This window comes from Arthrobacter sp. UC242_113 (assembly GCF_044054585.1).
Lineage (GTDB): Bacteria > Actinomycetota > Actinomycetes > Actinomycetales > Micrococcaceae > Arthrobacter.
The window spans coordinates 4,029,524-4,049,208 of record NZ_CP171968.1; the positions used below are offsets into that span (position 1 = coordinate 4,029,524).

Consider the following 19,685-nt stretch of genomic DNA (forward strand, 5'->3'; position numbering starts at 1 on the left):
GACGTGAGCACAGTGACCGAAACACACAATGAACTGAAGCCCGAGGTTCCAACGTCCGTGGCCCTGCTGGGCACCGGCCCGATGGGCGCCCCGATCGCCCGCAATATCCTGGCCGCCGGTGTTCCCCTCACGCTCTGGAACCGCACCCCGGAAAAGGCCAGGGCCATCGGCGGGGGACAGGTGGCCGCCACCCCGGCGGACGCTGCGGCCGGCGTCGTCCTGACCGTCCTGCCGGACCTGCCCCAGGTCGCCGGCCTTCTGCACGGTGCGGACGGGCTGCTGGCCGGGTGGAAGGCGGCCGGCATCGAGGAACCTGTCCTGGTCATACACGGAACAGTGTCCCCGGTGGCCGTGGCCCGGTTCGCCGAGGACTGCCGGAGCCGGTACGGGGTGACGGTGGTGGACGCGCCGCTCAGCGGCGGAACCATCGGAGCCGAGGAAGGCCGGCTGAGCACCATGGCCGGAGGGCCGCGCGACACCGTGCAGCGCCTTCTGCCGCTCTTCGAGCTCTACAGTTCCACAGTGGTCTGGTTCGGCGAAGCGGGGGCAGGGTCCACGGTTAAGGCGTGCAACCAGATCGTCGTGTCCGCCACCGTCACGGCGCTGGCCGAGGCGATGGCCGTGGCCACCGCCACCGGGCTGGACCTTGGGAAGGTGCAGTCCATCCTGGCCGGCGGGCTGGCGAACTCGGAGGTCCTCCGGCAGAAGGGGCAGCGCTGGATCGACGGTGACTTCGAGGGCGGCGGCTCTGCGAAAAACCAGCTAAAGGACCTGAACTTCATCGCCGAGATCGCCAAGGACAGCGGGCTGAAGCTTCCTCTCTCCGCCAGCGTCCGCGGCGCCTTCGAGCTCATGGTGGACGCTGGCGACGGCGACCTGGACCACACCGGGATCTACCGGACGGTCCTGGGGGAGGCAGGATAGGCCAGTCAGGACGGGCCGGTCAGGATGGCGACACGCTAGGAGTCTATAAGGCGCCGGGCGTGCTCGGCCTCGGAAGGGTCGAGTTCGCCCGGACCGCCGCCCAGGAACGCCCAGCGGCTGGTGCGGCCATCCGGGCCGGTGAGGCTTCCCTGGCGCAGGGCATTGTCAATGCGGCTGCGGACCACGACCTCATTCGCCGGTTCGGTGGCGAAGATGATCCGCAGCCTGAGGGTGTCACCGTTTTGCTCAGGCCGGGTATCGTGCGGCGCGAGCGGGCAGGGCGGCGGGTGGTCCCAGCTTCCGCACAGCTCGAGGGTGACCGCTGCGCCGAGGGCGGCAATATCGGGTTCCGGCCTGCCGTCCTGGCCGGCTTCCATGGCGACCGCGGCCACATGCAGGAATGCCGAGCGCATAGGCGTCATGCCCCGAGGTGCTCGAGCAGCGCGTCGAGGATCGGCAGCTGGCCCTTGACGAGCTTGACGCGGGCTTCGGATTCACCGATCCACTCGGCGCGGTCAATCTCCGGGAAGTGCTGGACTGTTCCGGAGCCCTTGGGCCACTCCAGCGGAAACGTGTTGCTCAGGATTTTCTCGGGCTTGAAGGCGGATTCGGCCGTGAATGCCGTGATGAGCTTGCCCGAGGGCTGCCGGAAGGTGCCGAGCAGCACGTAGTCCGCGGCCGGCGCCGGAACTCCCATTTCCTCGGCAAACTCCCGCTGCGCCGCTGCCAGCGGATCCTCCCCTTCGGGGTACTCACCCTTGGGAATCGACCAGGCGCGCGCATCCTTGCGCTCCCAGAAGGGGCCGCCCATGTGGGCGATCCACACTTCCACTTCCGCCCCGTTGTTCTGCCGGTACAGCAGAAGGCCTGCACTCCTGACCGCCATGTTGCCCTCCTGCCCCAAGGCTACCCCCGGGCCGCCGGCAAAGAGCGTCGGGTGCCGCGGCCGGCGAGCAGAATGGCAGCAACGTTGGTGGCGACGATGACCGCGCAGCGAAAGACGATCCGTCGGTGCTCATCGCAGAATTTGCCGCGCTGGCATGGCAGGCGTACGGCGAAGGCGGCTAAAGAACGCTCCTTGTCCGGTTCCCTTCGCAGCGGGACACTGGAGAAAACGGTGTGAAAGGAGTTTGGCGTGCGCAAGAGAACAGCATGGATCATCGGAGTAGCGGTCGCTGCCGCGGCTTTGGGCGGCGCATCGGTGGCTGCGGCTTCCGTGAACCCCTTTGATGATGACACAACGGGCAACGGGGGCAGCCAGCAGCCGCTGAACCAGACCGACCGCGACAAGGCAGTTGACGCCGCAATGGCCAAAGTGGGCCCCGGACAGGTCATCGAGGTCGAACGGGGCGACGACGCCGGTTCCTCCTACGAGGTAGAGATCCGCAAGAGCGACGGGTCCGAGGTGGAAGTCAACATCGGCCCCAACTTCCAGGTGTTGAACCAGAGCCCGGACGACTAGCGGCTGACGCCGCCAAGGCAGCGGGGCTCAGTCAGCCAGCCATTCGCCGTCCTTCATCACGGCCGCCACCTCAAGTTCGGGCGTGAGGACCACCAGGTCCGCCTTCCCTCCGGCTTCGATCCGTCCGACGCCGGACAGTCCCAGCATGTCCGCAGGGTTCTGGCTGGCGGCGCGGACGGCATCGGCGAGCGGGACGCCGGCCTCGTGGACGGCGTGCCGTACCGCCGCGTCCAGCGTGAGGATGCTGCCGGCGATGGTGCCGTCGCTGACCAGGCGGGCTTCGCCGTCGGACACCCGGACGTCCAGCCCGCCCAGCCGGTACCTGCCTTCCTGCGCGCAGGCCGCCGCCATGGCGTCGGTGACGAAGACGGCGCGGGCCGGGCTTGCGGCAATGAAGCGGACCAGCGACGGGTGGAGGTGGACGCCGTCGGCTATCACCTCGGCAAACACCGCTGGGTCCTCCAGCAGCGCCAGCGCGGGGCCGGGTTCCCGGTGGTGCAGCGGCCGCATCGCATTAAACACGTGCGTCCCGGCCGTGGCTCCGGCCGCGATCGCTTCACGGGCCAGGTCGTAGCCGGCTCCGGTGTGGCCGATGGCCGCGACGGCGCCGTAGCCGGTGATCTGCCCGACGGCGGCCAGGCCGCCTTCCAGTTCCGGCGCGATGGTGACCATCCGGACGGTGCCCCGCCCCGCCAGCATCAGCCGGTCGATGGCGGCCGGTTCCGGGGCGAGCAGAAGGTCCTCAGCATGGGCCCCCCGGTGGTCGGGGCTGAGCCACGGACCCTCCAGATGGATCCCGGCCAGAACGCCTTCCTCGACCAGGGCGGCCAGCGCGGCCACCGCCTTCTCAAGCTGGGTGAGCGGGGCGGTGACCAGGCTGGCCATCAAGGTGGTGGTGCCATGCGCGCGGTGCACCCCGGCGATCCGGACTGCGGCGGCCGCGGGATCAGCGTCGTTGAAGCTGAAGCCGCCGCCTCCGTGGATGTGGGCATCTACAAAGCCCGGTGCGAGGGTGGCATCCGGAAAAGCGGCGTCGGGCTCCCGGGCGGGCAGCCCGGGACCGGCCGCGGTGATCCGGCCGCCGTCGGTCTCCACCCAGCCGGGCTCCAGCACGGCACTGGTTTCAGCGTCACTGGGAAGGATCACCCGGGAGGCAGCAATGAGCGTCGGACTCACCAGGTTTCCGTGATCTTGCGCAGGCCGCGGGGAGCGTCCGGGTCCAGGTGGCGGGCGGCCGCCATCGCATGCGCCAGCCGCTGCAGGGGCATGATCTCAAGGACCGGCGAGAGCCGCTCGTGGACGATGGGCAGCGGCACCACGTGGTTCAGCGGACGGGCGGCTCCTGCGTCGCCCACGAGGCAGACATCCGCACCCCGTTCGGCCAGCCGGTCCAGTACGGGATGCAGGGCGCGGCCGCCGGCGCCGGGGGAGGCGACGGCGATGACCGGCCGGTCGGCGTCGATCATGGCGAAGGGCCCGTGCAGCAGGTCCGCGCCGGAGAAGGCGTGCGCGGCCAGGTAGGACGTTTCCATCAGTTTCAGTGCCGCCTCCCGTGCGGTGGGGTAGGAGAAGCCGCGTCCCGTGGTGACGATGTGGGTCACGAAGCGGTAGCGGTCTGCAACCTCCAGTATCTCCGGCCGGGCCAGGACATCGGCGGCGAGACGCGGAAGGTCAGCCGCCTCGGCGCCGTTTCCTCCGGCCCAGGCGTCGATGAGCAGCCACAGCGCCAGCAGCTGCGACGTGTAGCTCTTGGTCGCGGCCACGGCGCGCTCCGGTCCGGCGAGGATGTCCAGGTGGTGCCGGGCGGCAGCCGCCAGCGGTGAGGACGGGGCGTTCGTGACGGCCACGGTGAGGGCACCGCCGCGGGCGGCCGCGGCGGTGGAGTCCACCAGGTCCGGGGAGCCGCCGGACTGGCTGACCGCCAGCCACAGCACCCCGTCCATCTTCGGTTCCGCGCCGTACACGGTGAGGCTCGACGGCGATGCCAGCCCCGCCGGGAGCCCCAGCACCGTCTCGATGAGGTACTTCGCGTACAGGGCCGCGTGGTCGCTGGTGCCGCGCGCGGCCAGAAGAACGTACTTGATGTCCGCGTCGCGGAGCGTGGCGGCCAGCCGGGTGATGGCGGCGCGCCCGTGCTCAAGCTGCCGGGCGAGCGCCTCCGGCTGTTCCAGGATTTCGGCGGCCATCAGGGAGCCGGGAAGGGGTGAGGTGGCGGTGATTTGGGTGCCCTGGGCGGTCATGGGTCTCCTTGGGTATCGGTGAGTTAGTGGTTATGGGGAAAGTGCAAGGCGGTCAGGCGGGGATTGTGGCGGCCGGCCGGGCTGGTGCGTCGGCAAGCTCACGGGCGAGCTCCACGGCGCCCCAGGCGGGGGAGCGGTCCAGCACCCGGACGTCGGTGAGGCCTTTGGCTGCCAGCAATTCGCGTACCCTGCCGGCCAGCGACGGCTGGTTGACCAGCATTCCGCCAGCCAGCAGCACCGGGGCATGTTCCGGAATGGTGCCCAGCCGTCGGTTCACCGTCAGGGCCAGGCGGGCGAGCTGCTGGGCGGCGTCGTCCACGATGGCTGCGCTCGCAGCGTCCGAGGCGGCGAGGCCGAACACGGTTCCGGCCAGCCCGGCCCAGTACCGGCGCTCAGGCCGGCGGTAAAAGAGATCCAGGAGCTCAGCGGGTTCCGCGGCTCCGGTCTGCGCCAGCAGCTGGGAAGTCAGCGGCCCGGCAGGCAGGCCGTCGTCAGAGTCCTGCAGGGCGTTGCGGACGGCGCTGCGGGCCACGGCGTAGCCGCTTCCTTCGTCGCCGAGCAGATAGCCCCAGCCGCCGGCCCGGGCTTCCCGGCCGTCGGCGGACTTCGCCCACGCGGCGGAGCCGGTGCCGGAGATGAGGACGGTGCCTGCCGTCAGGCCACCGGCGGCGAGGATGATGCGGGTGTCGTGGTCCACCTGGATCCCGGCTCCGGGGAAGCGTCGGGAGAGGAGGCCGGCAAGGCGTTCCCGGGCCGCGGGTGTGTCCGCTCCCGCGGCCCCGGCGAACACGGCGTGTATTCCGTGGTTTGCAGGATCGCCGATGCCGAGCTGCGCGGCGAGGTCGTCCACGGCCGCCGCGGCCTCGTCCGGCCCGACGGAGGCGATGTTTGCGCTGCCCACCGTGCATTCGGCGATCTGCCGGGGAACTGTTGTCCCGCCGTCGTCCGTCCCTTCAATCTCCGTCAGAATGGCGTGCGTCTTGGAGCCGCCGATATCCAGGCCAAGGACACGGTCCATACCAAGGACGCGGTCCAGGCCGGGGGCGTGCCGCATCACTTGGCCGCCGGCGTGCTGCTGCTGTCAGTGCGGCCGGGGGCTTCCGGCCAGCGGGCACCGTTTTCCCAGTAGTGGCGGATTTCCTCGAGGTTCCGGCCCTTGGTTTCGGGGGCGAGGCGGTGGACGAAGACGAAGCCGGCGATTGCCAGCGCACCGAACACGGCGAACGTGCCGGCGCCGCCGAGCCGCTGCAGCATGGTCAGGAAGAACGCCGCGACGATCACGTTGGCCACAAGGTCCGAGGTCAGCATCGCGCTGGCGCCCAGGGAACGCAGCCGGGCGGGGAACGACTCGCCGGCGTAGACCCACACCAGCGCGCCGAAGCCGAACGTGAAGCCCACCGTGAACAGCAGCACCCCGAGGAAACCGACCACGGTCAGGATTCCGCCAAAGTCGCGTCCGGCCATAAAGACGCCCACCAGGATGGCGTTGGCCACGATCATCATGCCGATGCCGCCGAGCAGAATGGGGCGCCGGCCCACCCGGTCCACGAGGGACAGTGAGACGAACACGGCCACCAGGGAGGCTGCCTGGACCAGCGCGGGCAGCAGCAGGAGGGCCGCGTTGCCCGTGAAGCCCATGGCCTCGAAGATGCGGGGGCTGTAATAGACCACGGCGTTGATGCCGGTGATCTGGATGAAGAAGCCGAGGCCGACGACGAACACGGTTGCCTTCAGGTACGGCGAGCGGAGCATCTCGCGCAGGCCGCCGCCGCGCTCTTCGCTGATGGCCTGGCGCATGTCCGCCAGTTCGGCGTCGACGTCGGCATCCGGCTCGATCGAGCTGAGGGTACGGCGGGCATCTTCGGTGCGTCCGCGCATCATGTACCAGCGGGCGGTGTCGGGGAGGCGGAAGGTGACGGCGAGGACTGCGAGGGCGGGGACGGCGGCGAGGCCCAGCATCAGCCGCCAGTTTTCGGTGGCGGACAGGACGTAGGCGGCCAGGTAGCCGATGATGATGCCGATGACGGTGGCCACCTGGTAGGCGACGAGCAGGGCGCCGCGCACTTTAGGCGGTGCCGACTCCGCCACGAAGACGGGGACCACCACCACCGAAATGCCGATGGTCAGGCCCAGGAGCAGCCGGGCCACGAGCAGCATGGGGACGTCAGCGGCCAGGGCGCTGAGCACCGCGAACGCCGCATAGGCTCCGGCTACGCCCACCATGCAGGCTTTGCGCCCCACCTTGTTGGCGAGCCAGCCGCCGAGGACGGCGCCCAGGACTTCACCGACGACGACGGCGGTGGTCACCAGCTCCTGTTGGCTGGTGGAGAGCTGGAACTCCTTGGTGATGAACAGCAGGGCGCCGGCGATATTCGACAGATCGTAGCCGTAGATTATGCCGATGGTGGCGGCGGTGCCGCCGACCAGGAGGCCGAGGCGGGGCGTCTGGCGCAGGTCTTGCAGGAACGACATCTTTGGGTCCTTGGAAGTGGGATGGGCGGATTTGGTGGTCTGAAATTCAGGCAAACCAGAATTGGTGTAAACCAATTTTCATCAGTTTGGCCTAGACCAATTTTCCTGTCAATAGGTACCATCAGATTCATGGAATCCTCCGCGGCCGCTGCCCTGCCTAAGTACTACGTACTCAAGGAGCAGATCCTCACCCTCATCGAGGACGCTGCGCCCGGAACGCTGATCCCCACCGAACGCGCGCTCGCTGAGCAGTACGGCACATCCCGGACAACCGTCCGGCAGGCCATCGGCGAGCTGGTGGCAGAGGGCCGCCTGGACCGGACACAGGGGCGGGGAACCTACGTGGCACCGCCGAAGGTGACACACGTCCGCCAGCTCACGTCCTTTACCGACGACGCCGCGAGCCAGGGCCTCACGGCTGCGGCCCGGATCGTGGACGTGAGCGTGCTCCCGGCCGACCCGGCCACGGCACGACGCCTGGCGGTGGATCCGGGAACGGACATTCACCGGGTGGAGCGCATCAGGCTGGTTGACGGCGAGCCGCTGGCGCATGAGGTTGCGTTCCTTGCGGGGCCGCTGCCGGACCTGGCGAGGACCGTGGCGGAGCGCGGCTCCCTGTACGCTGCCCTGCGCGAGGACTACGGAATCCGGATCGCCGAGGTGGAGGATACCGTCGAGACGAAACTGGCCGGGCCGGCCGAGGTGCAGCTTCTCGACGTCGAAATGGGCGCCCCCATGCTGTTGGTCCACCGGCTTGGGTTCACCCCGGACGGGCAGCCCGTGGAGTGGACCGAGTCGGTGTTCCGGGGGGACAGGTTCCGCTTCGTGGCGCGGATGCACGTCTGAACTGGGCATTTGTTACGCCCAACTGCGGAAAGTGAAGCACTGTTGCGTTGCACGACGGCGGGTGTCGCCGGGCGTTGTGAAGCAAGTTACCCGGTGGTTGTGTATGTCCATAATCAGCGACGGGGCGGCGCAACGCCCTCCCTGGATCGAGGGGGACATGATCACAGCTTTGGTTCACAGGATCAGGACGCAGTGCAGCGCGGAACTGAGCATCTTCCGCGGCCAGATGCACGCATTGGCACGGCAGGACATCGGTTCCGGCTTGGACGCGGCGGCCACCACCATGGCCCGCCGGCCGTGCCTTGCCACCCCGGGAGTTTCCGTTGACATCGTCGGCTTCACCTGCCCCCGGTCCTCAGGCGCGCCTTCGGTGCGGGTTGCCGTGTCCCTGAGCGTGCAGCCCGGCCGGGTGGCCTCCGCCGTCCACTGGGAGGAGGCCCATGCCTGGGCTGGGGCCGTGGCCGGCGGGGAATGGGTTGCCGCCGAATATGTCGGTAGCCAGGAGAGCCCCGCCGGTATGGTCTTCCATTACGCCCTGAAAGACGCGGAAGACCCTGACGCCGTGCCCGAGTATTCGGCGGTGCCGGAGTACTCCTCACCTGAGTATTCGGCGGACTATTCGGCTGTGCTCTAAAGGGGCGGTGCTGTAAGGGGGACCGACGCCGTCGCCAGCCACCCCTAAGCGCGAACTGGCAGGTAATGCCCGCAAATCCGGGATTTGCGGGCATTACCTGCCAGTTGGCGCTGTCTGCGGGCTACGACTTGAAACAAAAGGATCCGGCGGGAAATGAACTCCCGCCGGATCCTTTGTGTATTACCGGGTTGTCTGCCTTGCCGGTTTACTCCTTGCCCAGCCCTGCGGCAGAGGTCTTCTCGCCGGTGACTTCGTTCAGCTTGGTCAGGTCGAAGATGCCGTTGATATCGGCCTGCCTGGTGGTGCCCGCGTCCACGCCGTCCTGCAGCAGCTTCTTGAACGCTCCGGCCAGCGGGTCCACCGTGAACACGATGTTCTTCAGGGAGCGGTCGATGACCTCCTGCGGAAGTGCCTTGCCGGCAGCTTCCTTCAGTGCGGCGTTCACCTCCGTGGCCTTCTCCGCGGCCGGGGCGTCGTTGAGCCACTTCACGGCTTCGACGTGGCCCTTGAGCAGGGCTTCCACCGTCTGCGGGTGCTCTGCGGCGAACTTCTTGTTCACGATGAGGATAGTGGTGGGGAACTCGCCCGGCTTGCCGGTCAGCGACCCGTCCCACAGGTCCTTCTCATCTACCAGGACCTTCGCTCCGGCCTGGAGCACCAGACGGGAGGCCCAAGGCTCAGGCACCCACGCGCCGTCGAGCTTGCCGTCTTGGAACAGCTTCAGGGTCTGCGCGTTTTCGGTGGGATTGATCGCCACGTCCCCGCCGCCGCCGGGAGTGGTCTTGTAGCCCTGCTTACCCAGCCAGGCGCGCAGCGCCACGTCCTGGGTGCCGCCCAGCTGCGGGGAAGCCAGGGTCTTGCCCTTGAGGTCAGCGGCGGTCTTGATCTCCGGCTTGACCACCAGCTGGGCGCCGCCGGAGGCTGCCCCGGCGATGATGCTGACGGACTCGCCCTTGCTCTTGACGAAAGAATTGATGGCCGGATTCGGGCCGATGTAGGTGGCATCGATAGCGCCTGCGTTCAGCGCCTCGATCGCGGCCGGGCCGGCGTTGAAGACCTGTGTCGTCAGTTTGGTGTCGCCCAGCTCCTTGGCGATGAAGCCCTTCTGGACGCCCACCAGCGCGGTGGCGTGCGTGATGTTCCCGAAGTAGCCCAGTTTCAGCTCGGCAGCGGGGCTGGTGGCAGCGGCCGCGGTGGCGGAACCCGGGGCGGAGCTGTTGGCCGCCGTAGTGGCGACGGCGACGCCTGCACCCAGGACGGCAAGGATGCCGACGGCGATGCCGATCTTGAGCCCGCTGGGGCGTTTCCGGCCTGCGGCTTGGCCCGCGGCGATCCGGGTGGAGCCCGGGAAATCGTTCGAAGAGGACATGATGTTTTCCTTTTGGATGATGGAGCGGAGGGGACGGCGCTGCGCGTTGGATTGAGATTACGGAGGCGCCTCCGGCGGCCACAACGGCAGTCGACGCGGGCGTTCACCCGGCGTCGCAATGGTTCATCCGGGCGGTCGTATAGCTTCACCGGGAGTCGCGGAACGTCAAGAATCAGGGGCTTACAGCTCGTCGGCGGCGGACTTCAGGGTTTCCAGAACAGCGGGCAAAAGGTGCTGCTGCCGCCCCCAGACCGGGTCGAGGAGCTCGACGTACCAGGAATCGGCCAGCAGGAGGGCGAGGGTTTCGTTGCTCTCACGCGCCCAGTCCTGGATCTGCTCCGATTCGACCGGATTCTCGCTGCTTCCCAAAACAGTGACCACTTCGCCGTCGTGCAGCGTGACCGGAACGGAGGCCTGGCTGACCTCCCCCGGGGCATGGACGATGGCGATGAGTTCCGTCTCGGCGGACAGCTGCAGCAGCAGGGCCGCCGACTCTGCGGAGCAGAAGCCGGTGACGTACTCGCGCTGGGCATGCCCGGCCTCGGGGCCGAGACCGGGCTGGGATTCCTTCGTGAACAGTCCGCTGCGGTTGAGCTCAGCCAGCTGGCCGGCAATGGGCAGGGTCTCGTCATCGAAGCGCGGGGCGAGGGTTCCGGGCTGGTATTCGCTGGTGCCCTCAAGCCACCGCGCGGTCAGCTCTCCGGCGGCGGCCAGAGTACCCGCCTGCCGCCATACTTCGCGGTCTGCCAAAAGCCTGCCGTAGCTGTCACGTTCGGTGGTGAATTGATCGCTCATACTCGATGCTAGGCGCGCTACGGGGCTGATGGGCAGGCCGAGTGACGCCTTCGAACGCCGTATGAATCGCGGTTACGCCGTGTATCTTCGGGTTTCCCCGCGCTTTGACCGTGCTTCGGGAATCGATCGCTCCGTAACTGCCCTTATCCGGCCCGAAAACGGCAGTTACGGAGCAATCGATGGGTTTCTAGCTGGCCGGAACCACCTTTGAGCGCGGAGTTCCACTGGAACTCCGGCAACTGGTCGTTGGCTGAGAGCAGTATGTGTAGGGAATCCGGCCTGCTCGAGCTGCCGGGCGCGGAGCTGCGGGCCGACGACGATCGGCCGGAGGCCGCCTGCCGTGGCGAATTCAGCCACGGCGCGCACTGCGTCCTCGTCATCGCCCGCGATGAGGACGTCGTACTGCTGGCCGGCAACGTCACCAGCGACGAGGGTTTTGGCGAAGTTGGTGTTAAAAGGCCTTCACCACCTTGGCCCCGGTGGATTCCTGGAGCTCTTCGGCCGCGGAGCTGCCGTCGGGAACGCTGAGGCCTTCGTAGGTGGACGTGTCCACCGGATTGGTGATGTCCACGTACACCTTGCCGTCCAGTGCGCTGCTCTCCAACAAAATCAAGAGGTCGCCAGCTGTGGCGCTACGGCAGCCGGCTCGGCCGCATCACGCTCGGAACGCCCGTCTGTTCGGGCTCAAGCAGCACCGGGCTGACCAGCACCGCGGGCCCGCGGTGCAGCACGCCGTCGGAAAGCGCCCGGCAGCGCATGCCCCCGCGCCCGCGCATGGCGGCATGCGCGCCGGGCGCGAGCATGCGGTCCATCCACGCGCAGGGGTGGGCCGGCCGCCCGCCCTTGAACCGCACCACGTCGCCCTGGGATTCCAGCGCGAAGTCCTGACCCAGCAGTGGAGCGAGGTGTGCGCCCCGGAGGATCACGTTTCGCCGGGTCAGGAGCGGGTCGAAGGGGCCGGCGTCCAGCTCCGCAGCCATGGCCTCGAGGACCTCGACGGCGAACAGCGTGACCGCGGCGTCCATGTGCGCGGCCTTGCCGAAGAACCTGTCCCCGACGATGCCCTTGCCCGCCACGATCTCCACCCGGTCGGCATCCGCCGTCGGCACGTCTGCCGCGCCGTCGCGGGCGCGGCCAAAGTAGGCGTGCGCCGGCGAAACGAGCAGGTGCAGGACGTCCACGTCGTACCGGTAGGTTGCCGTCATGCAATAACGCTATACCTCGGTCAGGACTCCGGTCCGGACAGGGCTCAGGCCGGCCTCGCGAGCAGGGTGCTGGCTTCCTGGCGGGTGGTTCCGGAGTCCTGGATGCCGTCGGCGATGTGGGCTAGTTCGGCGGGGATGTCGCGGCCTTTTTTGCGCATGGCGGTGGCCCAGAGCCTGCCGGCGCGGTAGGAGGAGCGGACCAGGGGTCCGGACATGACGCCGAGGAAGCCGATCTCCTCGGCTTCGTGCTGGAGGTCCACGAATTCCTGCGGCTTGACCCAGCGGTCCACGGGGAGGTGGCGTTCGGAGGGGCGCAGGTACTGGGTGATGGTGATCAGGTCGCAGCCTGCCTGGTGGAGGTCGCGGAGGGCCTCGGAGATTTCCTCGCGGGTTTCGCCCATGCCCAGGATGAGGTTGGATTTGGTGACCATGCCCAGGTTCCGGCCCTGGGTGATGACGTCCAGGGAGCGTTCGTAGCGGAACGCTGGCCGGATGCGCTTGAAGATCCGGGGCACGGTTTCGACGTTGTGCGCGAAGACCTCGGGTTTGGAGTCGCAGATCGCGGCGATGTGCTCGGGTTTGCCGGAGAAGTCCGGGATGAGGAGTTCGACGCCGGTGCCGGGGTTGAGTTCGTGGATCTTGCGGACCGTTTCGGCGTAGAGCCAGACGCCTTCGTCCTCGAGGTCGTCCCGGGCGACGCCGGTGACGGTGGCGTAGCGCAACTGCATGGCCTGGACGGAGCGGGCCACCTTGGTGGGTTCAAACCTGTCCACGGGGGAGGGTTTGCCGGTGTCGATCTGGCAGAAGTCGCAGCGGCGGGTGCATTCGGAGCCGCCGATCAGGAAGGTGGCTTCCTTGTCTTCCCAGCATTCGAAGATGTTGGGGCAGCCGGCCTCTTCGCAGACGGTGTGCAGGCCTTCCTTCTTGACCAGGTTCTTGAGCTGGACGAATTCCGGGCCCATCTGGACCTTGGCCTTGATCCAGTCCGGTTTGCGTTCCACCGGGGTGGCCGCATTGCGCTGCTCGATCCGCAGCATTTTCCGGCCTTCTGGTGCCAGTGTCATTGTTCTCTTTCCCTAGTACTAAATCTGCAGGAGTGCTAAATCAGCAGGCCACGACGTTGACGGCGAGGCCGCCCATCGCGGTTTCCTTGTATTTGGAGCTCATGTCCTTGCCGGTCTCGCGCATGGTGACGATGACTTCGTCCAGCGAGACCCGGTGCGAGCCGTCGCCCCAAAGCGCCATTTTGGCTGCGTTGATGGCCTTCGCGGCCGCGATCGCGTTGCGTTCGATGCACGGCACCTGGACCAGCCCGCCGATCGGATCGCACGTCAGGCCCAGGTTGTGCTCCATCGCTATTTCGGCGGCGTTCTCCACCTGCGCGGGCGTTCCACCCATGACTTCGGCCAGCCCAGCGGCGGCCATCGACGACGCCGATCCCACCTCACCCTGGCAGCCCACCTCCGCGCCGGAGATGGAAGCCTGTTCCTTGTACAGCACCCCGACGGCGCCGGCGGCGAGCAGGAAACGGACCACGACGTCGTCGCGGTCTTCCTGGGTCGCCTGATCCATCCCGGGAGCGAAGTGCAGCGCATAGTAGAGGACAGCGGGGATGATGCCGGCGGCCCCGTTAGTCGGGGCGGTGACCACCCGCCCGCCGGACGCGTTCTCCTCATTGACCGCCAAGGCGATCAGGTTCACCCACTCCTGCCAGTACTTCGGGTCCCGGTCCTTGTCTTCCTTCAGGAGGCGTTCGTGCCAGTCAGGAGCACGACGGCGGACCTTCAGTCCCCCGGGCAGCAGCCCCTCGCGCTTCAGGCTGACCTCCACGCAACCCTCCATCACCGAATAGATGTGCAGCAGACCCTCGCGGATTTCGTCTTCGGTGCGGCTGTCTTCCTCATTGACCCGCATCACATCGCTGATGCTCAACGACGTGTTCTGGCAGTGCTCGAGCAGCTCTGCCGCGGTGCGGAACGGCAGCGGCAGTTCCTTCTTGGACTCGTCCAGCTCCTGCTGCGCCGCATCCTCCTCGCCCTCGCGGACAATGAACCCGCCGCCCACCGAGAAGAACGTCGCGGTGTGCAGGATCCCGCCCTCGGCGTCCGAGACGGTAAAGGTCATGCCGTTGGTGTGCCGGGGCAGCACAGTCAGCGGCCGCAGCACCATGTCTTCGACCCCGTACGGCAGCGGAACCGACCCCGCCAGCTGCAACGTCCCGGTCTCCGCGATGGCCGCCAGCCGTTCCTCGACCTCATCGGGAAGGATCAGCTCCGGGTGGTACCCCTCCAGGCCCAGCAGGATCGCCGTCATGGTTCCGTGCCCGTGCCCCGTTGCCGCAAGCGAGCCATACAGGTCCACCCGCAGGGAGGCCACCTGCCCGAGTACGCCGGAGGATATCAGCTCCTCCGCAAACACCGCCGCAGCCCGCATGGGTCCAACGGTGTGCGACGACGAAGGGCCAATGCCGATCGAGAAGAGGTCAAAAACGCCAACAGCCATGGTCGGTTCCTAACTGGATAGTTGTGGTCGGTTCGGGCTGGGGAGGGTTTGAGGTGCTTAGGGATGGAGTTTTTGTCCAGATAATGGCCGCAAAAGGGCCTCGAACTCGCGATATCTGGACAAAAACTCCAACCCCGGGGGGGACTAACCGGGGGAGGCTAGAGTTCGCCGCCGTTTGCGGTTGCGTATTCTTCGGCAGACATCAGCGGGCCTTCTTCGGTGACGGCCACCTTGAACAGCCAGCCGGCACCGTAGGGGTCGCTGTTGATCAGGGCCGGATCGGCGACGACGCCGTCGTTGATCTCGGTTACTTCACCCGTGACCGGTGCGTACAGGTCGGAGACGGACTTGGTGGATTCCACCTCGCCGCAGGTCTCTCCGGCCGTGACGGTGGAGCCGACCTCGGGCAGGTCCACGTACACGATGTCGCCCAGGGCATCCGCCGCGACGGCGGAAATCCCTATCCCAACAGGCCCGGCCCCGTCAGCAGCAACCCATTCGTGCTCAGCCGAGTACTTCAGTTCAGAAACAACTTTGCTCATGTGATTTTCCTTCGAGATCTAGGTGCTGGTTACTTGGAGCGCTTGTAGAAGGGCAGTGCCACCACTTCGAACCGCTCGGCCTTGCCGCGCAGGTCGACGTCCAGGACCGTGCCGACTTCGGAATACTCGACGTCGACGTACGCCATCGCCACCGGGTAGCCGAGGGTGGGGGAGGGCTGGCCGGAGGTGACCTCGCCGACCAGCGTGCCGTCCTTGAGGACCGGGTAGTGGCCGCGGGCGGCGCGCCGGCCCAGGCCCTTGAGGCCCACCAGCTTCTGTCCCATGGTTGAACCGACGCCGGCTGCCTTGATCGCCGCCAGGGCCTCCCTGCCCACGAAGTCGCTTTCCTTGGCCAGCGACACCACCGGGCCCAGTCCCGCCGCGTAGGCATTGACGCGGAGCGACAGCTCGTTGCCGTAGAGCGGCATGCCGGCCTCCAGCCGCAGCGAGTCACGGCAGGCCAGGCCCGCCGGAATCAGCCCGTGCGCGGCGCCCGCGTCCAGAAGCGCCTCCCACAACCCGGCAGCGTCGTCGTTGGGCACGTAGATTTCGAAGCCGTCTTCTCCGGTGTAGCCGGTGCGCGCCAGCAGCAGCGTGTGGACAGCGCCGTCGACGGCAATCCCCACCTCAACGGCCGCGTAATACTTCAGCTCGGTCACCAGGGAGTGCTGTTCTGCCGGGACCAGCTGGAGCAGGATGGCCTCCGCGTTGGGCCCCTGCACGGCGATCAGCGAGGTCTCTGCCGAGACGTCCTCGACGTCGACGTCGAACTTCGCGGCACGCTCGGCGAGGGCGTTGGCCACCTTCGTTGCATTGCCCGCGTTGGGAACCACGAGGTACTTCTCCTCGCCACGGCGGTACGAGATCAGGTCGTCGATGATGCCGCCGTCGGCGTCGCAGATCAGTGAGTACTTGGCCTTGCCGACGGCGATCGCGGACAGCTTGCCGGCCAGGGCATAGTCCAGGAAGGCGCCAGCATCCGGGCCGGTCACCCAGACTTCCCCCATGTGGGAGAGATCGAACAGACCGGCCGCGTTGCGCACGGCGTGGTGCTCGGCAAGCTCGGAGGTGTACTTGAGCGGCATCTGCCAGCCACCGAAATCGGTGAAGGAGGCGCCGGCCTTTTTGTGCTGGTCGTAGAGGGCAGTGTAGTTCTCGGTCATTGCGGAATCCTTAGTTTTCGAAGGCTGCTGTGTTGTCCTCGAACGCTTCGAGGGGAGGGCAGGAGCAGACCAGGTTCCGGTCGCCTGCTGCGCCGTCAATGCGGCCTACGTGCGGGAAGTACTTGTCCTGCCTGAGAGACGCCACGGGGAAGGCGGCCTGCTCGCGGGGGTAGGAACGGTCCCAGTTGGAACTGACCACGGCGGCTGCCGTGTGGGGTGCGTTGCGCAGCGGGGAGTTCTCCACGGTGAAGTCGCCGTTGGCGACCTGTTCAATCTCGGCGTGGATGCTGATCATCGCATCGATGAACCGGTCGATCTCGGCCAGGTCCTCGGACTCGGTGGGCTCCACCATCAGGGTGCCCGCGACCGGGAATGACAGGGTGGGGGCGTGGAAGCCGTAGTCGATCAGGCGCTTGGCCACATCCTCGGCGGTGACGCCGGTCCGGGCCGTGAGTTCTCGCAGGTCAAGGATGCACTCGTGCGCCACCAGCCCGCCTTCACCGGTGTAGAGGACCGGGAAGAACTCATTCAGCCGCGACGCGACATAGTTCGCCGCCAGTAGCGCGGACTTGGTGGCCTCGGTCAGGCCGTCGCCGCCCATGAGCTTCACATACGCCCACGAGATGGGCAGCACGCCCGCCGAGCCGAACCGCGAGGCGGAAATGGCGACGCCGTGCCCCGCTACGCCACCCTCGATCGACGCGTTGTTGGCATCGCCCGGCATGAACGGTGCCAGGTGCGCCTTCGCCGCCACCGGTCCGACGCCGGGTCCGCCGCCGCCGTGCGGGATGCAGAAGGTCTTGTGCAGGTTCAGGTGCGACACGTCGCCGCCGAACTTGCCCGGCTGGGCCAGGCCAACGAGCGCGTTGAGGTTAGCACCGTCCACGTAGACCTGGCCACCGGCCGCGTGCACCGCGTCGCAGACCTCACGGACGTCGGCGTCGTACACCCCATGGGTGGACGGGTAGGTGATCATGATCGCCGAGAGAACGTCCTTGTGCGCCTCGATCTTGGCGTACAGGTCGGCGTGGTCGATGGCGCCGTCGGCGGCGGTGGCCACGACGACGACCTTCATGCCGGCCAGCACGGCCGAGGCGGCATTGGTGCCATGCGCCGAGGCCGGGATCAGGCAGATGTCGCGCTGGTTATCGCCGCGGGACAGGTGGTAGCCGCGGATCGCCAGCAGCCCGGCGAGCTCACCCTGGGAACCGGCGTTCGGCTGGATGGACACCTGGTCGTAGCCGGTGATCTCGGCGAGGTCGGCTTCCAGGCCATCGATCAGTTCGCGCCAGCCCTCGGTCTGGGAGTCCGGGGCGAACGGGTGGATCGAGGCGAACTCCGGCCAGGAGATGGCTTCCATCTCGGCGGTGGCGTTCAGCTTCATGGTGCAGGAACCCAGCGGGATCATGGTGCGGTCCAGCGCCAGGTCGCGGTCGGAGAGCTTGCGGATGTAACGCAGCAGCTGGGTTTCCGAGCGGTGGGTGTTGAACACCGGGTGCTGCAGGTAGCCGGACGTGCGCAGCACGGCCTCGGGCAGTTCAAAGCCCGCAGCGTCCCCCACAGGACCGGCGCCAAAGGCGACGGCCACCGCGGACAGCACCTCCGCCGTCGTCGTCTCATCAATGGAGACGCCAACGGTGTCCGCGTCGATGAGGCGCAGGTTGATCCCGCGGGCCTCTGCTGCCGTGATGACCTTGTGGGCCTTGCCGGGCACGCGCACGGTGAGGGTGTCGAAGAAGGAGTCGCTGACCAGTTCGCGGCCCGCCGTCTTGAGTGCGGTGGCGAGGACGCGGGCGTTGTTGTGGACCGTCTCGGCGATTGCCTTCAGGCCGTCGGGGCCGTGGTAGACGGCGTAGAAGGAGGAGACGATGGCCAGCAGCGCCTGCGCGGTGCAGATGTTGGACGTGGCCTTCTCCCGGCGGATGTGCTGCTCACGGGTCTGCAGCGCCAGGCGGTAGGCGGGGGCGCCGGCGTTGTCCTTGGAAACGCCGACGATGCGGCCGGGGAGCGTGCGCTCCATGCCGGTGCGCACTGCCATGTACGCCGCGTGCGGGCCGCCGAAGAACAGCGGGACCCCGAGGCGCTGGGCGGTTCCGACGGCGATGTCGGCGCCCTGCTCACCCGGAGGCGTGATCAGGGTCAGGGCCAGCAGGTCAGCGGCCACGGTCACCAGCGCGCCGCGCTCCTTGGCGGCGGCGATGACGCCGGTCTGGTCCCAGACCCGGCCCGAAACGCCGGGCTGCTGGAGGACGATGCCGTTGATGTCGCCGTCGGGCAGTCCCTGGGAAAGGTCCGCCACCTCGACCTCGAAGCCGAGGGCTTCGGCGCGGCCAAGCACGACGGCGATGGTCTGGGGGAGGCAGTCGGCGTCCAGGACCGTCTTGCCGTCGTTCTTCTTGTTGGCCCGGCGCATCAGCAGCACAGCCTCGGCCACCGCCGTCGCCTCATCCAGCAGGGAGGCGTTGGCGACCGGCAGTGCGGTCAGGTCCTGGACCATGGTCTGGAAGTTCAGCAGCGCCTCCAGCCGGCCCTGCGAGATCTCAGGCTGGTACGGGGTGTACGCGGTGTACCAGGCGGGGGCTTCGAGGACATTGCGCCGGATCACGGGCGGGGTGACAGTGTCGTAGTAGCCCTGGCCGATCATCTGCACGGCGGTCTTGTTCTTGGCGGCCAGGCGGCGAAGCTCGGCCAGGACCTCAACTTCGCTCAGGGCAGCTGTGAGCCGCAGGGGGTTCTCCTGGCGGATGGACGCCGGAACGGCGGTATCCACGAGGCCATCGACGGTGTCATAGCCGACGTTCTTGAGCATGGTGTCGATGTCGGCCTGGCGCCGGGCGCCGATATGCCGGTCGGCAAACGTTGAAGGAAGAGATTGAATCGTCATGAGGAACTCCAGGTTTGGCCGGCCACGTGTGGCACGGCATGGTTTGGGTTCCTCCCCGCTCTGTATTGGACCTGAGAGATTCCGCGGAGTTGGTTCTCCGCTTGCACCGTCGGTGAGCCCGGTTACCCGAACTGCTTTCCAGAGTTGCCTAGCCGCGGCGGTACGGGGGCCTGAGAGATTCCTGGGGAGGATTTGCTCCTACGGCGCCTGCCCGGTGAATGACTGGGAGGACTCTCCCGCCACGGTTCGAAAGGCTATGAAGATGTGGGGTGATTCGGCTCACAAGTTACAGGAGATTCGCGTCGAGGCCAAATCGGAGGTCCCCGTTTGACATTTCTTCGTGACGGAGACCACACTGATCCGGTGGCCAGCGGGGCTGCGCTGACCGGCCCACGCCGGAAGACGCCCGCCGTCACCACGCGAGATTTTTCTCTACATAATTGAAAAAGCTTACGATCTGCGGCGGGAGAGCCCTGCCGGTACGTTCAGCAGGCGCCGTAGGAGCAAACCCTCCCCAGGAAACTCTCAGGCCCACGTACCGCCGCGGCGAGGCAACTCTGGAAAGCAGGCAGGCGCGTCCTGTCTCACCGACGGTGCAAGCGGAAGACCATGTCCGCGGAATCTCTCAGGTCCAAGACAGAGCGGGG

Annotated in this window: 19 protein-coding genes and 2 riboswitches; of the genes, 4 read left to right on the forward strand and 15 right to left on the reverse strand. The window is 67.5% G+C overall.

The features are described from left to right. Window positions 1-3 precede the first annotated feature (3 nt). Complete coding sequence (locus tag ACHMXB_RS18335; protein ID WP_395400716.1) at window positions 4-924, forward strand: NAD(P)-dependent oxidoreductase; 921 nt, start codon at window positions 4-6, stop codon at window positions 922-924. 35 nt (window positions 925-959) lie between these two features. Here ACHMXB_RS18335 and ACHMXB_RS18340 read toward each other — a convergent pair whose 3' ends face one another. Together ACHMXB_RS18340 and ACHMXB_RS18345 are read right to left on the reverse strand one after the other, a co-directional pair. Beyond that, on the reverse strand, window positions 960-1,346 hold the full coding sequence (locus ACHMXB_RS18340) for a hypothetical protein (protein ID WP_395400718.1): 387 nt from the start codon (window positions 1,344-1,346) through the stop codon (window positions 960-962). Further along, complete coding sequence (locus ACHMXB_RS18345; RefSeq protein ID WP_395400720.1) at window positions 1,343-1,810, reverse strand: NUDIX domain-containing protein; 468 nt, start codon at window positions 1,808-1,810, stop codon at window positions 1,343-1,345. The genes ACHMXB_RS18340 and ACHMXB_RS18345 overlap by 4 nt, the downstream gene beginning before the upstream one ends. A gap of 249 nt (window positions 1,811-2,059) precedes the next feature. Here ACHMXB_RS18345 and ACHMXB_RS18350 point away from each other — a divergent pair, with 249 nt between their 5' ends. Continuing rightward, window positions 2,060-2,386, forward strand: a complete 327-nt coding sequence (locus ACHMXB_RS18350) for a PepSY domain-containing protein (protein WP_395400722.1) — start codon at window positions 2,060-2,062, stop codon at window positions 2,384-2,386. Window positions 2,387-2,413: 27 nt separating this feature from the next. Here the strand turns inward: ACHMXB_RS18350 and nagA are convergent, their stop codons facing one another. The 4 genes from nagA to ACHMXB_RS18370 are packed head-to-tail and all read right to left on the reverse strand — an operon-like array spanning window position 2,414 to window position 7,173. Then, window positions 2,414-3,562 (reverse strand): N-acetylglucosamine-6-phosphate deacetylase, encoded by a 1,149-nt coding sequence (gene nagA, locus ACHMXB_RS18355; protein WP_395400724.1) that lies wholly within the window; start codon window positions 3,560-3,562, stop codon window positions 2,414-2,416. Beyond that, window positions 3,559-4,626, reverse strand: a complete 1,068-nt coding sequence (locus tag ACHMXB_RS18360; protein ID WP_395400726.1) for an SIS domain-containing protein — start codon at window positions 4,624-4,626, stop codon at window positions 3,559-3,561. The genes nagA and ACHMXB_RS18360 overlap by 4 nt, the downstream gene beginning before the upstream one ends. 52 nt (window positions 4,627-4,678) lie before the next feature. Continuing rightward, on the reverse strand, window positions 4,679-5,680 hold the full coding sequence (locus tag ACHMXB_RS18365; protein WP_395405332.1) for an N-acetylglucosamine kinase: 1,002 nt from the start codon (window positions 5,678-5,680) through the stop codon (window positions 4,679-4,681). Then, a complete protein-coding gene (locus ACHMXB_RS18370; RefSeq protein ID WP_395400728.1) occupies window positions 5,680-7,173 on the reverse strand; it encodes a sugar porter family MFS transporter in 1,494 nt (497 codons plus the stop codon). The genes ACHMXB_RS18365 and ACHMXB_RS18370 overlap by 1 nt, the downstream gene beginning before the upstream one ends. 54 nt (window positions 7,174-7,227) lie before the next feature. Here ACHMXB_RS18370 and ACHMXB_RS18375 point away from each other — a divergent pair, with 54 nt between their 5' ends. Together ACHMXB_RS18375 and ACHMXB_RS18380 are read left to right on the forward strand one after the other, a co-directional pair. Beyond that, a complete protein-coding gene (locus ACHMXB_RS18375; protein WP_395400730.1) occupies window positions 7,228-7,944 on the forward strand; it encodes a GntR family transcriptional regulator in 717 nt (238 codons plus the stop codon). A gap of 157 nt (window positions 7,945-8,101) precedes the next feature. After that, entirely contained in the window at window positions 8,102-8,578 is a 477-nt protein-coding gene (locus tag ACHMXB_RS18380; RefSeq protein WP_395400732.1) for a hypothetical protein, read from the forward strand. 205 nt (window positions 8,579-8,783) lie between these two features. On the opposite strand, the gene ACHMXB_RS18385 is transcribed toward ACHMXB_RS18380, so the two are convergent. The 9 genes from ACHMXB_RS18385 to gcvP all read right to left on the reverse strand — a co-directional run bounded on the left by ACHMXB_RS18385 (window position 8,784) and on the right by gcvP (window position 19,038). Further along, window positions 8,784-9,947, reverse strand: a complete 1,164-nt coding sequence (locus ACHMXB_RS18385) for an ABC transporter substrate-binding protein (RefSeq protein WP_395400734.1) — start codon at window positions 9,945-9,947, stop codon at window positions 8,784-8,786. Window positions 9,948-10,127: 180 nt separating this feature from the next. Beyond that, complete coding sequence (locus ACHMXB_RS18390) at window positions 10,128-10,742, reverse strand: DUF6919 domain-containing protein (protein ID WP_395400736.1); 615 nt, start codon at window positions 10,740-10,742, stop codon at window positions 10,128-10,130. 451 nt (window positions 10,743-11,193) lie between these two features. After that, window positions 11,194-11,355, reverse strand: coding sequence for a hypothetical protein (locus tag ACHMXB_RS18395; RefSeq protein ID WP_395400738.1), 162 nt, complete (start codon window positions 11,353-11,355; stop codon window positions 11,194-11,196). Between the two features lie 19 nt (window positions 11,356-11,374). Next, window positions 11,375-11,947, reverse strand: coding sequence for an MOSC domain-containing protein (locus tag ACHMXB_RS18400; protein WP_395400740.1), 573 nt, complete (start codon window positions 11,945-11,947; stop codon window positions 11,375-11,377). Window positions 11,948-11,991: 44 nt separating this feature from the next. After that, complete coding sequence (gene lipA, locus ACHMXB_RS18405; protein ID WP_395400742.1) at window positions 11,992-13,011, reverse strand: lipoyl synthase; 1,020 nt, start codon at window positions 13,009-13,011, stop codon at window positions 11,992-11,994. A 40-nt stretch (window positions 13,012-13,051) separates the two neighbouring features. Further along, window positions 13,052-14,449, reverse strand: a complete 1,398-nt coding sequence (locus tag ACHMXB_RS18410) for an L-serine ammonia-lyase (protein WP_395400744.1) — start codon at window positions 14,447-14,449, stop codon at window positions 13,052-13,054. A gap of 158 nt (window positions 14,450-14,607) precedes the next feature. After that, complete coding sequence (gcvH, locus tag ACHMXB_RS18415) at window positions 14,608-14,991, reverse strand: glycine cleavage system protein GcvH (protein ID WP_307098910.1); 384 nt, start codon at window positions 14,989-14,991, stop codon at window positions 14,608-14,610. A gap of 29 nt (window positions 14,992-15,020) precedes the next feature. Beyond that, window positions 15,021-16,154 (reverse strand): glycine cleavage system aminomethyltransferase GcvT, encoded by a 1,134-nt coding sequence (gene gcvT / locus ACHMXB_RS18420; protein WP_395400747.1) that lies wholly within the window; start codon window positions 16,152-16,154, stop codon window positions 15,021-15,023. Window positions 16,155-16,164: 10 nt separating this feature from the next. Continuing rightward, window positions 16,165-19,038 carry an aminomethyl-transferring glycine dehydrogenase gene (gene gcvP / locus ACHMXB_RS18425; protein ID WP_395400749.1) on the reverse strand — a complete coding sequence of 958 codons (2,874 nt, stop codon included), beginning with the start codon at window positions 19,036-19,038 and terminating at the stop codon, window positions 16,165-16,167. 148 nt (window positions 19,039-19,186) lie between these two features. Then, window positions 19,187-19,287, reverse strand: a riboswitch (glycine riboswitch). A gap of 204 nt (window positions 19,288-19,491) precedes the next feature. After that, window positions 19,492-19,589, forward strand: a riboswitch (glycine riboswitch). Window positions 19,590-19,685: the final 96 nt, after the last annotated feature.

Excerpts from the sequence above, each read along its gene's own strand:
- ACHMXB_RS18340 (WP_395400718.1), bottom strand. The coding sequence starts at position 1,346 with ATGACGCCTATGCGCTCGGCATTCCTGCATGTGGCCGCGGTCGCCATG.
- ACHMXB_RS18345 (WP_395400720.1), bottom strand. The coding sequence starts at position 1,810 with ATGGCGGTCAGGAGTGCAGGCCTTCTGCTGTACCGGCAGAACAACGGG.
- ACHMXB_RS18360 (WP_395400726.1), bottom strand. The coding sequence starts at position 4,626 with ATGACCGCCCAGGGCACCCAAATCACCGCCACCTCACCCCTTCCCGGC.
- ACHMXB_RS18365 (WP_395405332.1), bottom strand. The coding sequence starts at position 5,680 with ATGCGGCACGCCCCCGGCCTGGACCGCGTCCTTGGTATGGACCGTGTC.
- ACHMXB_RS18375 (WP_395400730.1), top strand. The coding sequence starts at position 7,228 with ATGGAATCCTCCGCGGCCGCTGCCCTGCCTAAGTACTACGTACTCAAG.
- ACHMXB_RS18380 (WP_395400732.1), top strand. The coding sequence starts at position 8,102 with ATGATCACAGCTTTGGTTCACAGGATCAGGACGCAGTGCAGCGCGGAA.
- ACHMXB_RS18385 (WP_395400734.1), bottom strand. The coding sequence starts at position 9,947 with ATGTCCTCTTCGAACGATTTCCCGGGCTCCACCCGGATCGCCGCGGGC.
- ACHMXB_RS18390 (WP_395400736.1), bottom strand. The coding sequence starts at position 10,742 with ATGAGCGATCAATTCACCACCGAACGTGACAGCTACGGCAGGCTTTTG.
- ACHMXB_RS18400 (WP_395400740.1), bottom strand. The coding sequence starts at position 11,947 with ATGACGGCAACCTACCGGTACGACGTGGACGTCCTGCACCTGCTCGTT.
- lipA (WP_395400742.1), bottom strand. The coding sequence starts at position 13,011 with ATGACACTGGCACCAGAAGGCCGGAAAATGCTGCGGATCGAGCAGCGC.
- ACHMXB_RS18410 (WP_395400744.1), bottom strand. The coding sequence starts at position 14,449 with ATGGCTGTTGGCGTTTTTGACCTCTTCTCGATCGGCATTGGCCCTTCG.
- gcvH (WP_307098910.1), bottom strand. The coding sequence starts at position 14,991 with ATGAGCAAAGTTGTTTCTGAACTGAAGTACTCGGCTGAGCACGAATGG.
- gcvT (WP_395400747.1), bottom strand. The coding sequence starts at position 16,154 with ATGACCGAGAACTACACTGCCCTCTACGACCAGCACAAAAAGGCCGGC.
- gcvP (WP_395400749.1), bottom strand. The coding sequence starts at position 19,038 with ATGACGATTCAATCTCTTCCTTCAACGTTTGCCGACCGGCATATCGGC.